The sequence below is a fragment of the Paenibacillus sp. cl123 genome (assembly GCF_900101595.1).
Classification (GTDB): Bacteria; Bacillota; Bacilli; order Paenibacillales; family NBRC-103111; genus Paenibacillus_G.
Map to the genome: position 1 here is coordinate 189,804 of NZ_FMYY01000005.1, position 14,965 is coordinate 204,768.

The following is a 14,965-nucleotide window of genomic DNA, read 5'->3' on the forward strand; positions in this document are numbered from 1 at the left end:
CATGGATACCACAGTCTATTTATTATTGACATATTCGATTTACATCCATAATATAGATACCAGAGGGTTACCAGAAAAGAATTGAAATCTGGTTCCTTATCTTAACCAAAGAGGAGGCGTGTGCAGGTATATCCGACAGCTTGAATGATAGCGTTTACACTTGATATTGGAATGTTGTAAGCAAGGATCAAGTTGGAAACACGTTTATCAAAATGTGAAGACATTCAGAAGGAGGCAACATAATGCATAAAAAGAAGACGCGTATTCTGTCCATTATATTCAGTTTGTCCTTAATCCTATCGCTTTGGGGAGGCGCTGGAGTATTTGCCGCCGGCGAAAGCCGGCTGTCCCAGAAAACCTTCGGATCGCCGGAAGAGTTGCTAATTCCGAACAACTATACGGTAGCGGTGTTTAACGGGGCGACGGGCAAGGAAGAGGGCCGAAATGTGCTGTACGCGACAAGCAAAGGCAAGCCGGGTCATCTGAATGTCATCGATCTGGAAGACTACAAGCTGCTGCGAAGTATCCCAATCGGCCCGTCGGAAAGCTCATGGGCCCATACGGTAGCCCCTGACGGCACGTTGTTTCTAGCGGCGGACGGGGGAGGGGCCCGATTGTGGAGCTATTCGCCTGTGACCCACACACCGGTGCAGGTAGCCCAATTCGACGGGCAATCCGTGCCGAACAGTATTACGACTGACGAGCAGGGACGTGTTTATGTAGGAACCTACCCGGGCGGAAAAGTATACCAATATGACCCAGTCAGCAAACAAACGAAGGATTACGGCCGGGTTATCGGACTGCAGGCACAGGAATATGTCCGTTCTATTGCATATCAAGGCGGTAATGTGTATGCGGGGACGGCTCACCGGCAAATCGTCAAGGTGAACCTAGCGACCGGAGAGAAGACGGACATTGCGGCTTCCTTGACGGTGAAAGAAGATACCGTCTACGACCTGGACACGATAGACGACCGGTACTTATTCGCCCGTTACACGGATGGAAGCGGGATACCGGGGGAAGCGTTTATCTATGACACACAGACGGAAACTTGGCTGGATGTCGTGCTCGACAATGTGACGGGCCTCCATGCGACGGATTCGCTTAACGGTAAAATCTACTACATGTCCGATAAAAAGGTCAAAACGTTCGACCTGGCGACTCAGCAGGTGGAGTTGACGGGGATGGAATACGCAACCGGTCTGCGCGGGGCGGATTGGGTGGAATTCCCGAACAACCCGGAGCTGCCGGGCAAAACGCTGGTTACCGTCCGGTATGACGGTGGTGTAACGCTGATCAATATCGAAACGAAGCAAGTGATCCTTAAGCCTCCTGTAATTCCGGGTCTGCCGGGTGTTGTGAACCGTGTGACCAGCGTGTCGCCGACACAAATAATTACAACGGGCTCCCAGGCCAGATCTTCACTGGTGAACCTGACGGACAGAACGGCGAAGCCATTCAGTATCGGTCAGGCGGACAGCGTATATCCGATCGGGAACAAAGTGTATATGGGCGTGTACCCCGAAGGGGGCTTGTATGAATTCGACCTGAACGCCGAGCCCGGCGATTCGAATCCGAAGCGGCTGGCTATACTTGGAGACGACCAGGAGAGACTGGTTAATATGACGGAAGGCCAAGGCAAGCTGTTTATTTCGACGATTTCCGGCTACGGTACGCTTGGGGGCTCTTTGACGGTCTATGATCCGGCAACGGGCGAAATCAAGGTGCACCGCAATGTTGTGCAGAATCAGAGCGTCCTGAGCACGGCCTATCTTAACGGCAAAATATTCGGATCCACGACGATTCGCGGGGGCTTAGGCTCCACGCCGACCGAAGAAGAAGCCCGGATATTTGTGTGGGATGTGAACAAGGAAGAGAAAATTACCGATTTCCCTCTAAGGGTTCCGGGGCTGGATAAACCGATCTTCATCGGCGATCTGTCCGTTGGGCCTGACGGCTTGATTTGGGGAGCCGCTTATGAATATATTTTTGCCATCGATCCGAATACGTACAGTGTGGTAAAAAGTAAAAAGGTGCATACGAAGTTAAGCTTCAGCCAATGGGCGCATCATCCGTTGCGCTGGTCGGAAGACGGCCTGTTGTATGTCCTGTTTAACAACAAGCTGACGGTTATCGATCCGGTTACGCTGGAATCCCGTACGTTGGCGGATACGTCCAGATTCGATCTGGGTATGGACGGCGACTTGTATCTCACGGATCAGGCGACCAATACGATTCTTTACCGCATCGACGTAGACGGGGAGATCGTAGAGGAGCCGCCGGGCGTACCCGTTCCTGTCTCTAATGCAGGCTTTGAGGAAAATGGAACAACCGCTTCTATCCCGGGCTGGAAACCGCTGTTTGCGACCGGCGCCGATTATTTCTACGAGCTTAGCTCCGAAAAAAGCCTGACAGGAGCCAAAAGCCTGAAGGTAACGGATAAGCTCAGGACAGCTTCCGTAGCCGTTATCAGCGATAAGGTTGCGGTTACGGGAGGAGAAGAGTACCAGGCAAATGTGAACGTATATATCGAATCCGGTCAGCCCGGCTTTATGTTCCGCTTTTTCGACAAAAATAACGCTACCCTCTCAACGCTCGAAATCCATCTGGACGAATCCAGGCTGGCGCAGTGGCAGAAGGTGTCGCTGAAAGGCAAAGCCCCGGCTAATGCGGTTTCGGCGAGCTTGATTGCAGTAACAAGCCGTTATAATATATCGGTTGCTTATTACGACGACTTCTCCATATCGATGAAGGATACCGTGCCTCCGGTGTCGAGCGCAACGATTGAGCCGGCTCCGAACGAGTTTGGCTGGCTTCGTCAAGATGCGGTGGTGAACGTGTCGGCCGACCGGGCTTACTCCTATACCTACTCCGCTGAAGGAGCGCAGACGATAGCAAAAACTACGGTGAAGAATGGCGCCGTTCAAATTCCGATTACAGCCGAAGGGGTCACTAAGGCAACTTATTCAGCCTCTAACGCATCAGGAATCTCGGAAGCGCCGGGAACCATTGAAGTCCGGATTGATAAAACAAGACCGGTCGTCCAGTTCACCGGAAACCAATCGTACACGGTTGAACAGGCGGTATATATCGGCTGCACAGCGTCCGACGCGTTATCCGGGCTGAACGGAGCGCCGTGCTCGGGTCAGCTTGCGGCACAACCGGCCTACACGCTGGAGCCGGGAAGCCATGAAGTCAGCGTAACGGCGGAGGACAAGGCGGGTAATGTAACTACAGCTTCCTTTACGTTCCAGGTTAACGTTACCTATGAAGGCGTGGATGCGCTCATTCAACAGTGGGTTCAGGACCAAGGAGTCGCAGGAGCGCTGAGTACGAAATTGAAAAATGCGCAGGAAGCGGATCAGCGCGGGTCGGCCAACGCCAAGCAAGGCCAGCTGGGAGCTTTCGTTAATCAACTGGAAGCCCTGAGCGGCAAGAAGCTTACGGCTGAACATGCTCAGATTCTGATTAAGCTGGCGGGTTACCTGTAACAAGCTGTATCAAGCTGCAACAAGGTCTATCAAGCCGCAGCAAGCGCTAACGCTGCATATTGCGGCGCCAATCCGGCTGCCGGATTACCTGCCCATGGAAACCGTTACCGTTACGGTTTTCATGGGCTTATCTCTTTACTCAACATGCAAAGGATGATACTATGCCGATCGAAGTCGATGAAAGCCAACATATTTTTCATATAACAACGTCCCATACCAGCTATGCTTTTCAGATCAGCAAGCTTGGATATGCGGCCAATCTGTACTGGGGAGCTAAAGTCCGCAGCACAGCGCTTGACCGCGTCCTGCAGTTCAGGGGAAGGGGAGCGGTATCTCCGCGCCCTTTGCCGGAAGATCCGAAGTTTTCACCGGATACACTTCCGCAAGAGTACCCCGGTTATGGGGTAGGAGACTTCCGCGCTCCCGCGTTTCAAATTCAGACGAAAAGCGGATCTACCGCAGCGGAGCTTGCCTACCGGTCTTACCGGATCGTCGAGGGCAAACCCGCTCTTCAAGGCCTTCCCGCCACTTATGCCGAAGCTCCGGACGAGGCGCAGACCCTGGAGATCGAGCTACACGATGCCCAAACGGGTTTAAGCGTCACACTGGCCTATACGGTATTTCCAGAATTCGATGTTATTGTCAGGTCGGCGCGGCTGTGCAATGAGGGCGGCGAACCCGTGAAGCTGCTTCGCGCTTTAAGTATGAGCGTGGATATGCCGCACGACGACTTTGATCTCCTGCATCTTTCGGGCGCATGGCTCCGCGAGCGGTTCATCCAAAGGCGGCCGCTAGTGCCCGGCGGGTCCTATATCGAAAGCAGGAGAGGCACCAGCGGTCACCAGCACAATCCGTTTGTCGCCCTTCTCTCCAAGCAAGCGGACGAGGACCACGGGGAGGTGTACGGCCTTAATCTGGTATACAGCGGGAGCTTCCTGGCACAAGCCGAGGTAGATCAGTTTCATTCAACCCGGATTTCGATCGGTGTGAATCCGTTTGATTTCAGCTGGCAGCTTGATCCAGGCGAAGCTTTTCAAACCCCCGAGGTGGTTATGGTGTACTCCGATAAAGGGCTTAGCGGAATGTCCGCTATCTACCACCGCATGTACAGGAGCCGTTTGTGCCGTGGAGCCTACCGGGATAAGGAGCGCCCTATTCTGGTTAATAACTGGGAGGCGACTTATTTCGATTTTGACTCGGAAAAGCTGGAGCATATCGCATCGCTGGGCGCTGAGCTTGGCATGGAGCTTTTTGTGCTGGACGACGGGTGGTTCGGGTCCAGAAATGATGACCGCAGCTCGCTGGGCGATTGGACCGTGAACGCGAAAAAACTGCCTGGCGGGTTAAGCGATTTGGCCGAACGAATTGGGAGGATGGGCATGCAGTTCGGTTTATGGTTTGAGCCGGAGATGATATCGCCGGACAGCGACTTGTACCGCATGCACCCGGATTGGTGTCTGCATGTGCCCGGCCGCCGTCGAACCTTGGGGCGGAATCAGCTGGTGCTGGACTTGTCGCGCCCTGAGGTGTGCGATTATATGGTGGAGACGATCAGCGCCGTCCTGTCCAGCGCCCCGATCCGCTATGTAAAGTGGGATATGAACCGGAATATGACGGAAATCGGCTCAGCCGCTCTCCCCCCCGAACGGCAGCGGGAGACGGCGCACCGATATATGCTGGGCTTGTACAGCATGATGGAGCGAATTACATCGCGGTTTCCGGACATTTTGTTCGAAAGCTGCGCCGGCGGCGGCGGACGGTTCGACCCGGGGATGCTGTATTATATGCCGCAGACCTGGACCAGCGACAACTCGGACGCTATCACGCGCCTGCAGATCCAATACGGCACCAGCCTCGTGTACCCGGCTTCCGCCATGGGGGCTCATGTGTCCGCCGTACCGAATCATCAGGTGGGCCGGATGACGCCGCTGCAAACCAGAGGACATGCGGCCATGTCGGGTGTTTTCGGCTATGAGCTGGATTTGACCCTGCTTTCGGAGGAAGAAAGGGAAGAGATTCGCGAGCAAATCATCATATATAAAAACATCAGGAGCATCGTGCAATTCGGCGATTTCTACCGGCTGATAAGCCCGTTCGAGGACGGCGGGGAGGCCGCCTGGATGTTTGTTTCGCCGGACAGATCCGAATGTGTCGTTTTTTATTTTCAGGTATGGGCCGATGTGCAAGGACCTTTGAAGAAGCTTCGGTTGAAGGGCTTGGACCCGGGGCGGGACTATCAGCTGGCTGGAGAAGAAAAGCCTTACGGCGGAGATCATTTGATGCAGGTCGGTGTTGCTATTCCCGTGTTGAAGGGAGATTATCAGAGCGTTATGCTCCATTTCAAAGCAACAATTGGTTGAGGCTTAAAACGGCAGCCTGTTGAAGGTTGGAATAACGACCTCTTAAAGCTCGGAACAACAACCTGTTGGGACAATCGGCTAGAAGCGGCATACGTTTATTAGTATGAGTGCGGACGTTCGACCACTTTTCTATGGAAAGGTGGTCTTTTTGCGTTGTTCGGCGCTGTATGCCGGCCAACAGCTGCGGCTGTTGGCTTGGGGCGATGCACGTTTGGAGGCTGAATCTGCGTCATAGTTATGGAACCTGGAGGCCTTATTCGGCTTAAAAGGAGCCCGCTCTGACTTTTATGAAGCAATACGGCGGCTCCCCCAGGCACTACCGGGACAACCAGGTCATTCACGGGAAGAAGGAAGACTTCATGCCCGATCCTGACTTGCGGTAATCGCCGGGCGTTACGCCCGTATGCTTCTTGAAGGTGCGGTTGAAGTGGCTGATATGGTTATAGCCTACACGGGTGGCGATCTCGGATATGCTGAGGGCGGATTCGGCCAGCAGCTCCATCGAAGCCTGCATGCGGATGGAAGATAGAAGCTCGATGTAGGATTTGCCCTGGGTCAGCTTCAGCATGTAGCTGAAGTAGGAAGGAGCCATCCAGGCTTTAGCGGCGACTTCATCCAGGTGAAGATCCTCGTGGAAATGCGTCCGCATATATGCGATCGCCTCGTTGAAGGCATCCCGATGCTTGGCGACCTTCTGGCGCTCCTGCTGGCTTTGGGTTTCCACATAACGCTTGTATTGGCGTCCGGTAATGACGAGCAGCCTGAGCAGCTCCGCTTTAATCGCCAGCCGGTAGCCCTCCTCGCGTTCCTCCCATTCGGTCAGAAGGACGCCAAGCAGGTTTTCCACGACGGATTGGGTGGCAGGGGGCAGCGTAATTTTGGGCATCAGATTCGTTTCCGGGATCAGGGGCCGTATATACGCGAAATCAACGAATGTCTGCATCTGCGTCATATCGCGCAGGCTCTCGTTGACCGCATGCGGCATGAAATCGACTTGAATCATGACGAAGTCCATATCATCCCGAGGGTCAAGCCGATGCTCCTGATAAGGCGGTATCGAAAAAAGGTCGCCTTTGGTCAGCACATATTGCCGCCCTGCCGCCGAGTGAAGGCAGCTGCCGGACATCATGTAGCACAGCTGAAGATGCTCGTGCGCGTGTAGGACGCGGTTCATCGATGACCGGTTGCGGATTTCGATTTTGAACGGAAATTGCTCATCAAGCATTTCTTTATAGGCATAAATCGGATAGTCGAAGTGGTCGGGCATAAGTTCCTCCGCGCATGGAATCCTTCCAGTATTCGTTTCTTATTCCTAAGATACACGGAATCTCGTAAATGTTCAAAGAAAACGCGGAAAATGGAAAGCGCTATATTCTCCGGGATGCCATAATAAATGGTAGCGATTCGTAACTTTGAACAACAAAGGAGGGGCAGCATTGCAGCGTCTGGCATTTAGTACGATACCTTGCGCAGGCTGGGCTTTGGAGGATATGGCAGCGGCGGCAAAGAAAGACGGCTTTCGAGGCCTGGAGCTCAGGGAGGGGGATGCCTGGTCCATACATACCGGGATGACTCCGGATCAGCGGAAACACGCGCTTCAAGTGGTGAAGGAAGCGGGCTTGACGATTACCGACATCGGCTCCGGCGTGTGCTTTACGGGCAGCGAAGGCGATGCGGAGCAGCTCCGTCACTTTAAAGAGGTTGCGCGTTTGGCGCAGGATCTGGAGGCCCGGGGAGTGCGGGTATTCCTGGGATATTTCACGAACCGCATAGACCAGCCGGTTCCGGATATTTCTTATCCTGCCCTGGTGGACCTGCTCCGGCAGGCTTGCGATTATGCGGCCGCTTATGGCGTTCAGCTCTGGATTGAAACGCATAATGAATTTTCAACCGGCCGCATCCTGCGTAAGCTGCTTGACGATGTGAGCCGTGACAACTGCATGGTCATTTATGATGTGATCCATCCCCTTGAAGAGGGAGAAGACCCGGCGGAGACGGTCGCGCTGCTCGGCTCGCAATGTGTCCATGTTCATATCAAAGACGGCGTTCCCGCAGAAGATCCGATGGCGACGAATTGGAAGTATACGAAGGTAGGCGAGGGGCAAATCCCGATTTCTTCCATCGTAGCGCTTTTGGAGCAATCCGGGTATGCCGGCTATTATTCGCTGGAGTGGGAGACGAAGTGGCGGAGTGAGCTGCAGGTGCCCGGCATGGAGCCGGATGTCATTTTCCCGCATTATGTCGCTTATATGCATAATCTCTTCAAATCTCTGGAATCGAGGGTTTAGATAATGAAAACATTAGTGACGATTGCCGACGCCGGGCTGCGCGGCATGTTCTGGCAGGATCAGGTTTTGAATAAATTGAAGTCCATGTCCGAGGTCGATTTTGTGCCGATCGGTGAAAGGTTTACCAGCGAGCAGCTGGCGGAGCAGATCGGCGATTATGAGGCGTGCATCACGTCATGGGGCTCGCCATTTTTTACGCCGGAGGTTCTCGCGCGCGCCGGGAAGCTGAAATTCATCGGTCATGGGGCGGGGAGCGTAGCCTCCATCGTAAGCGAAGAGGTGTTCGCGACGCCGATTGCCGTAACGTCCGCGAATAACGTATTGGCGCATTCCACAGCGGAATGCGCGGTATCTCTCATACTTGCGGGAGCCTGGAACCATGCCGGATACAGTACCGGACTGAAGCAGGGCAGGTGGAGCGTCAATACAAGAGAAACAGTGCTGGGCGTCACGCGCCGGGTCGTAGGCTTGGTCGGATTTGGCGCCATTTCCAAGCTGGTTATCCGGATGCTGCAGCCGTTCGACACGACCATTCTGCTGTACTCGAGCTATTGTTCGCCTCAAGAGGCGGAGGAGCTGGGGGTTCAGCTGTGCGGGCTGAACGAATTGTTCGAACGCAGCGATATCGTTTCGCTGCATAATACGTGGACGCCGCGGACGGAAGGGATGATCGGCGCGGAGCAGCTGCAGCGGCTGAGGGACGGCGGGCTGTTCGTCAATACGGCCCGCGGCCCGATCGTGAACGAGGAGGCTTTAGTCGCCGAGCTCCGGACAGGCCGAATCTCGGCCGCGCTGGATGTATACGAGCGGGAGCCGGTTCCGGCGGATCACGAGCTGCTCGCCATGCCCAATGTCCTTTGTCTGCCTCATATCGGCGGATATCACGGACTGCTTAAGCGCGAGCTTTGCGATTTCATCGTGGATGAACTGGGGCGGTTTACAGCAGGTGAGCCGCTGCAAGGCCGGGTCTCGCTCGAGCATTTCTTCAGGCTGACGCCAAGATAAGCCTTACACCAAACACGGAGCCATGCGAATATCGCGTGGCTCCGTGTTTGTCATGCGCCCGGCCTGAGCGCTGCCTGCTTTCTAACGTAGAGCTCAAGTCCGATAGTCATACGTAAACCGGTATTCCCCCGAACCTGCCTGAAGGGCAACCCCTTGCTCCGTCTGTCTTATCTCTCCTATGCCTGCGGCTTGCTCCAGCGTTTCCCCATTTTCCAGCACCTGATTCCACTGTGCTCCCGGCAGCTGTATCGAAGCCGTGGCATTCGGCGGGATGACGACCGTTATGTCCATACGGCGCTGCTCCGACCTGTGCCACTTCACGTGGATGCGCCCGTACATCGATTCCAGCGCCGCTTCCGCCCATGTCAACCCCTCATGCGGCTGCGGCCGGATATGAACATGCTTATAACCCGGCGCAGCTTCGTCCACATCGATGCCGGCGACATACCGGTACAGCCATTCGCCGATCGCTCCATACGCATAATGGTTAAACGAGTTCATATGCTTGCTCCAGAAGCTCCCGTCCTCCTTGATTCCGTCCCAATGCTCCCAGATGGTGGTGGCGCCTTTGGTCACCTGATACAGCCAGGACGGATAGTCGGTTTGGAGCAGCAGCTTGTACGCCGCATCCGTTTGGCCGTTCTGGCTGAGCACGAGATTGAGGTACGGAGTGCCGACGAAGCCTGTCGTGAGATGGAAGCCCGATTCTTGCAGCAGCTCCATCAGCTTGGCGACCGCCCGTTCCTTGGCGTGATCCTCCGCCAGGTTAAACATCAGCGCGAGAACGTGGGCCGTCTGCGTCGGCACGGCCAGCCGGCCGCCGGGCGTGATGAATTCCTGCCGGAAAGCGTCCCGCACGCGGCCATGCAGCTGCTCATACAGGCTCGCGTCTTCGGTTTTCCCGAGGACTCGCGCCGTTTTGGCAAGCAGGGAAGCCGAATACGCGTAGAAGGCGGTGGCGATCAGCTCGCGATCGGTGGCGCCGACATACGAATCGGGCTTGGCATCGAGACCGAGCCAGTCTCCGAAGTGGAACCCGGTAGTCCAAAGGTATTCGTTCTCTCCTTGGCTGCGTATATACGCCACCCATGCCTTCATACTCTCATACTGCTGCTCGAGAATCCGCTTATCCCCGTAACATTGATAGAGTACCCAGGGGCAAATGACGGCAGCGTCTCCCCAAGCGGCGGAGGAGTGGCTTGTTTCCTTCAGCACATGCGGAATGACGAACGGCACCCCGCCGTCTTCGCGCTGCTCGGCGGCCAGGTCGCGCAGCCACTTGGTGAAAAAGGGCGCCACATTCATCATATGCGCCGCAGTCCGGATAAACATCTGCGCGTCGCCCGTCCAGCCGAGTCTCTCGTCCCGCTGCGGACAATCGGTAGGCACGTCGAGGAAATTCCCCTTCTGCCCCCAGAGGATATTGTGCTGCAGCTGATTGATCAGAGGCTCCGAGCAGCGGAAATCGCCTGTGAGCTCCATGTCGGAATGGAGCACGATTCCCGTGAAATCCTCCAGCCGTATGTCCTCGCCGAACCCGGTCAGCTTCACGTACCGGAAGCCCTGGAACGTAAAGCGGGGCTCGAACGTCTCGGGGGCTCCGCCTTTGAGCGTATACCGGATCGTTTGCTTCGCATCCCGCAAATTATCGGTATAGAAATTGCCCTCACGATCCAGCACCTCGGCATGCTCCAGCATGACGTGCCGTCCCGCTTCTCCGCGAACGGTGAAGCGAACCCAGCCCACCATATTTTGGCCCATATCCAGCACCGTTTCCCCGGCCGGCGTTGTGAGGAGCTTAATGGGCGATAATTTTTCAGTGATCCGCACGGGTTCGTTCATTTGCGCGGTAAGCGTATGCTTGGTATGGGGCAGCGTTTCCACGCCGTGCCAATGCTGGTCATCGTACCGGCCATCGCACCAATCTGCGATCTCGAGCCGGGCGTCATACGTTTCCCCTTCATAAATGCCGGACATTCGGATGGCGCTTTCACGGGCTTTCCATGCCGTATCGGTTGCGATGATAACCTCCTCAGCTTCCCCTTCATAACGGATATGCAGCTGCATGAGGAAAGCGGTCCGGTCGCCATACACATTCTTTTTGTGGCTGCCGGTCAAGCTGCCCTTGTACCATCCGTTTCCGAGAATGGCGCCTATCGCGTTGGGCCCGCTCGCCAATAAGTGCGTGACATCATACGTCTGGTACTGAAGCTGATGGTTGTAGCTGGTCCAGCCGGGAGTCAGGTAGCAATCGCCCGCCCTGCAGCCGTTCACATACAGCTCGTACAGACCAAGGCCGGTCGCATAAACGCGTGCGCTTGCCACCTTCCGGTCCACGGTAAAGCTGCGCCGGAGAAGCGGACTAACCTCGGACTCCAAGGGAAAGGCTTCAAGCGGCGCGCTGATCCAATCGGCCAGCCAGTGACTGGCTTCCAGCAGCCCCATTTCCCAGAAAGCCGTCTCCGACCATTCGGACTGCTCGCCCTGCTCGCTCCACACGCGGACCCGGTAATAGTAACGCTGCCGGCTTGCGAGCTCGAGGCCGTCTATCTCGACGTGAACGGATTGGCCGGAGATGACTTTACCGGAATCCCAGAGCAGCGTTTTCCACTCGGCATCATCCGATAGTTGCAGCTGATAGGCCGCTTGCAGCCAAGCTCGCGAATCCGAGCGAATTTGCCAGCTGATTCGCGGCTTTCTGACATCGATTCCGATGGGATTCTCTCTGTATTCGCATCGCAGCTTCGTCACGGTGGACATACGATCACTTCTCTTTCTCGTCAAGATGGATTTGCTATGGAAGGGGATTCCACTATAATTATAAGAGAGTCTCCGTGCCGTATATCTCCTCATAACGGACATCTCATACCGGTAAACACGACATGAATGGGAGCAGGTGATCTTGCCATGAACCAACCGAAGCGTACGCTGACAGCGGAGCGTTTTTTTCCGGATCATACGATGCTGTCCATCAACCGGGCAACCGAAGCGTTCCGCCTGCCTCAGCATGATCATGAATTCATCGAGCTTGCGTATGTGGGGGAGGGGAGGGGATTTCATTATATGGAAAATGAGGTCCGTCCGGCGGCCCGCGGCCAGCTGTTCGTGATCCCGGTCGGGGTTTCGCATGTTTTTCGTCCCTCTTCGCCGGATACGGCCTCAGAGCCGTTAGTCGTATATAATTGTATATTTCAGCCTGGGCTGATCGACAGCCTGCTCCCCGTGGTTACGGAGGAGCCGATTGCAGCCTATATGAAAGAGCTGCAGACTGGAAAGCTTTCCTGCGAGGCGATCACGGATGTCGATGCGTGCCTGGAAGCCTTGTTTCTCGCGATGCACCGGGAACATGAGCTGCCCCAAAGCGGGGCCTCCACCTATTTGCGCAGCCTCTTGCTCCAACTGCTCCTGACCATGCACCGCTTGAAGCATCGCGAAAGCTCCGAGTGGCCGGGCAAGCATGACCGGTTCATCCAAGTGCTCGAGTATGTCGAACGGCACTACTCTGAGGAGCTTACCTTATCTCAATTGACCGAATCTTTTAGGTGGAGCGAGCGTCAGCTCCAACGCTTGTTCAAGCGTCATACCTCCCAAACCTTTCTTCATTATCTGCAAGGCGTCCGGGTTCGCAAGAGCTGCGAGCAGCTGAGAAAATCGGACCGGACGATCGGCGCTATAGCGGAGTCGGTCGGTTACCGGGATGTCAATTCCTTTATCGCCTTATTCAAAAAGGTGGTCGGACAGACGCCCGGCAGCTATCGCAAGCAGCAGCTCTTTACATAGAAGTGGATGAAACCGCGAGCAGCAACGCGGTTTTTTTGTTGTATCCGAATCTTAATTCCCGACATGAAGTCGAAAGATTGACGGGGACCCATATGATAACGGTTCCATTATAATGAGGGTAATCCAGCGGTGACAAAGAGAAGGAGGAGGAAGAGAAGTACTATGAAAACACCGTTTATACGCGATTTAATCGAATACAAAACCTTGCTGCTCATGCTCTTGCCGGCTTTGCTATTCGTGCTGTTATTCCAATATACGCCGATGTTCGGCCTGGTTCTTGCGTTCAAGGAATACACGTATACCAAAGGCATATTGGGCAGCGATTGGGTAGGTTTGAACAATTTCCGTTTTTTCTTCATCTCCGGAGATGCTTGGAGGGTCACACGAAACACGGTTCTATACAACGCGGCCTTCATCTCCATCAACCTGGTGCTGCAGGTCGGGGTCGCCATCATGCTGTCGGAAATCCGAAACCGATGGTTCAAAAAGGTAAGCCAAACGCTGATGTTCCTGCCATTTTTCATTTCGTGGGTCGTCGTCGGTACGATTGCCTACAATCTGCTGAATTTCGAGCACGGCACGGTCAATTCGCTCTTCCGCGCCGCCGGTATGGAGCCCGTCAACTTTTACAGCACGCCTGATGTGTGGCCCTTTCTTCTCATAATTTTCAATGCATGGAAAGCGGTTGGCTACGGCGCGGTTTTTTACCTGGCGGCCATCATGAGCATTGACCAGGAGATGTTCGAGGCCGCAGAGACGGACGGGGCGAACGTTTTTCAGCGAATCTGGTACATTACGATTCCTTGCTTGAAGCCGACGATGATGATCCTGATCCTCCTCGCAGTCGGTCAGATTTTCCGCGGAGATTTCGGTCTCTTCTTCAATATGGTTGGAAGCAACGGCCTGCTGTTCTCGGCCACCGATGTCATTGATACGTTCGTTTACCGCTCTCTGGTGGAGAACAATGAAATTGGCATGTCGGCGGCGATCGACTTCTTTCAATCGGTCCTGTGCTTCGTCACGATTCTGCTCGTAAATGGGATTGTCCGCAGAACGGACAAAGATTCGGCCTTATTTTAATCCGGAAGGGAGCTTGCAGTCCGATGAACGCAACGAAGAAGATCCGGATGGATCAGATGATTCTGAATGTGGTATCTTACAGCTGGATAACGCTTGTCGCCTTACTATGCGTCCTGCCGTTCCTGCTTGTCCTCAGCGGTTCCTTCACGAAGGAAAGCGAGATCATCCTGGAAGGCTTCAAGCTCATTCCCAAGGAACTCTCGTTAGAAGCTTATCAGTTTATTTTCGAATATCCGCAAGACATCCTTCGCGCTTATGGGGTTACCGTTTCCTTAACTGTTATCGGTACGATGCTATCCTTGTTCTTCATCTCGATGAGCAGTTACGTCATCCAGAGAACGGATTTCAAGTGGCGGAACACATTTTCTTTTATCTTTTACTTCACAACACTGTTCAGCGGAGGGCTTGTCCCCTTGTACATTCTGGTCGTCAACTATTTGAAGCTGAAGGATACATATTGGGTTTTGCTGCTGCTACCGATGATCAACGTATTTTATATTCTCGTCATGAAGAGCTTCATGAGAAGCATACCGGCCGCGATTACGGAATCCGCCAAAATTGACGGAGCCGGCGATTTCACCATCTTTATCCGTCTGATCCTGCCTTTATGCAAGCCGGCGCTAGCTACAATTGGCTTGTTCGTAGCGCTCAACTATTGGAACGATTGGTTCTATTCGCTGCTTTTTATTAGCGACCAGAAGCTCTATCCGCTTCAGTACTACTTGTACAAAGTAATCGGCAATGTCGATGCGCTCAAAATCGTTGCGGAGAAAACCGGGAACAAGGTGCCGGATTTGCCCGGCGAAGGGATAAAAATGGCGTTGACGATGGTCGTTACCGGGCCGATTATTTTCTTATACCCGTTCATTCAGCGGTATTTCGTCAAAGGTCTTACGATAGGCGCCGTCAAAGGGTAATTCCGGCAACCCCGGTTTATCAATAGGAAGTCATTATTTCCGTA

Annotated in this window: 9 protein-coding genes; 7 read left to right on the forward strand and 2 right to left on the reverse strand. The window is 54.3% G+C overall.

What is annotated here, in order from left to right; all coding sequences use genetic code 11:
- Positions 1-242: 242 nt before the first annotated feature.
- Both BLR08_RS11580 and BLR08_RS11585 read left to right on the forward strand, forming a co-directional pair.
- Entirely contained in the window at positions 243-3,491 is a 3,249-nt protein-coding gene (locus tag BLR08_RS11580; protein WP_072329355.1) for a hypothetical protein, read from the forward strand.
- Between the two features lie 161 nt (positions 3,492-3,652).
- Positions 3,653-5,851 (forward strand): alpha-galactosidase, encoded by a 2,199-nt coding sequence (locus BLR08_RS11585; protein ID WP_072329354.1) that lies wholly within the window; start codon positions 3,653-3,655, stop codon positions 5,849-5,851.
- Between the two features lie 337 nt (positions 5,852-6,188).
- Here the strand turns inward: BLR08_RS11585 and BLR08_RS11590 are convergent, their stop codons facing one another.
- Positions 6,189-7,118, reverse strand: a complete 930-nt coding sequence (locus BLR08_RS11590; RefSeq protein WP_072329353.1) for an AraC family transcriptional regulator — start codon at positions 7,116-7,118, stop codon at positions 6,189-6,191.
- A 169-nt stretch (positions 7,119-7,287) separates the two neighbouring features.
- On the opposite strand from BLR08_RS11590, the gene BLR08_RS11595 reads away from it, so the two are divergent.
- Together BLR08_RS11595 and BLR08_RS11600 are read left to right on the forward strand one after the other, a co-directional pair.
- On the forward strand, positions 7,288-8,139 hold the full coding sequence (locus BLR08_RS11595) for a sugar phosphate isomerase/epimerase family protein (protein WP_072329352.1): 852 nt from the start codon (positions 7,288-7,290) through the stop codon (positions 8,137-8,139).
- 3 nt (positions 8,140-8,142) lie between these two features.
- The gene (locus tag BLR08_RS11600) at positions 8,143-9,144 is read left to right on the forward strand and encodes a hydroxyacid dehydrogenase (RefSeq protein WP_072329351.1); all 1,002 of its coding nucleotides are present in this window, start codon (positions 8,143-8,145) and stop codon (positions 9,142-9,144) included.
- A 93-nt stretch (positions 9,145-9,237) separates the two neighbouring features.
- Here the strand turns inward: BLR08_RS11600 and BLR08_RS11605 are convergent, their stop codons facing one another.
- Positions 9,238-11,904 (reverse strand): alpha-L-rhamnosidase, encoded by a 2,667-nt coding sequence (locus BLR08_RS11605; protein ID WP_072329350.1) that lies wholly within the window; start codon positions 11,902-11,904, stop codon positions 9,238-9,240.
- 147 nt (positions 11,905-12,051) lie between these two features.
- On the opposite strand from BLR08_RS11605, the gene BLR08_RS11610 reads away from it, so the two are divergent.
- The 3 genes from BLR08_RS11610 to BLR08_RS11620 all read left to right on the forward strand — a co-directional run bounded on the left by BLR08_RS11610 (position 12,052) and on the right by BLR08_RS11620 (position 14,921).
- Positions 12,052-12,924, forward strand: a complete 873-nt coding sequence (locus BLR08_RS11610; protein WP_072329349.1) for an AraC family transcriptional regulator — start codon at positions 12,052-12,054, stop codon at positions 12,922-12,924.
- 162 nt (positions 12,925-13,086) lie between these two features.
- Positions 13,087-14,004 (forward strand): ABC transporter permease, encoded by a 918-nt coding sequence (locus BLR08_RS11615; protein WP_072329348.1) that lies wholly within the window; start codon positions 13,087-13,089, stop codon positions 14,002-14,004.
- A 23-nt stretch (positions 14,005-14,027) separates the two neighbouring features.
- Positions 14,028-14,921, forward strand: a complete 894-nt coding sequence (locus tag BLR08_RS11620) for a carbohydrate ABC transporter permease (protein WP_072329347.1) — start codon at positions 14,028-14,030, stop codon at positions 14,919-14,921.
- The last annotated feature ends 44 nt before the right edge of the window (positions 14,922-14,965 follow it).

Excerpts from the sequence above, each read along its gene's own strand:
- BLR08_RS11580 (WP_072329355.1), top strand. The coding sequence starts at position 243 with ATGCATAAAAAGAAGACGCGTATTCTGTCCATTATATTCAGTTTGTCC.
- BLR08_RS11585 (WP_072329354.1), top strand. The coding sequence starts at position 3,653 with ATGCCGATCGAAGTCGATGAAAGCCAACATATTTTTCATATAACAACG.
- BLR08_RS11590 (WP_072329353.1), bottom strand. The coding sequence starts at position 7,118 with ATGCCCGACCACTTCGACTATCCGATTTATGCCTATAAAGAAATGCTT.
- BLR08_RS11600 (WP_072329351.1), top strand. The coding sequence starts at position 8,143 with ATGAAAACATTAGTGACGATTGCCGACGCCGGGCTGCGCGGCATGTTC.
- BLR08_RS11605 (WP_072329350.1), bottom strand. The coding sequence starts at position 11,904 with ATGTCCACCGTGACGAAGCTGCGATGCGAATACAGAGAGAATCCCATC.
- BLR08_RS11610 (WP_072329349.1), top strand. The coding sequence starts at position 12,052 with ATGAACCAACCGAAGCGTACGCTGACAGCGGAGCGTTTTTTTCCGGAT.
- BLR08_RS11615 (WP_072329348.1), top strand. The coding sequence starts at position 13,087 with ATGAAAACACCGTTTATACGCGATTTAATCGAATACAAAACCTTGCTG.
- BLR08_RS11620 (WP_072329347.1), top strand. The coding sequence starts at position 14,028 with ATGAACGCAACGAAGAAGATCCGGATGGATCAGATGATTCTGAATGTG.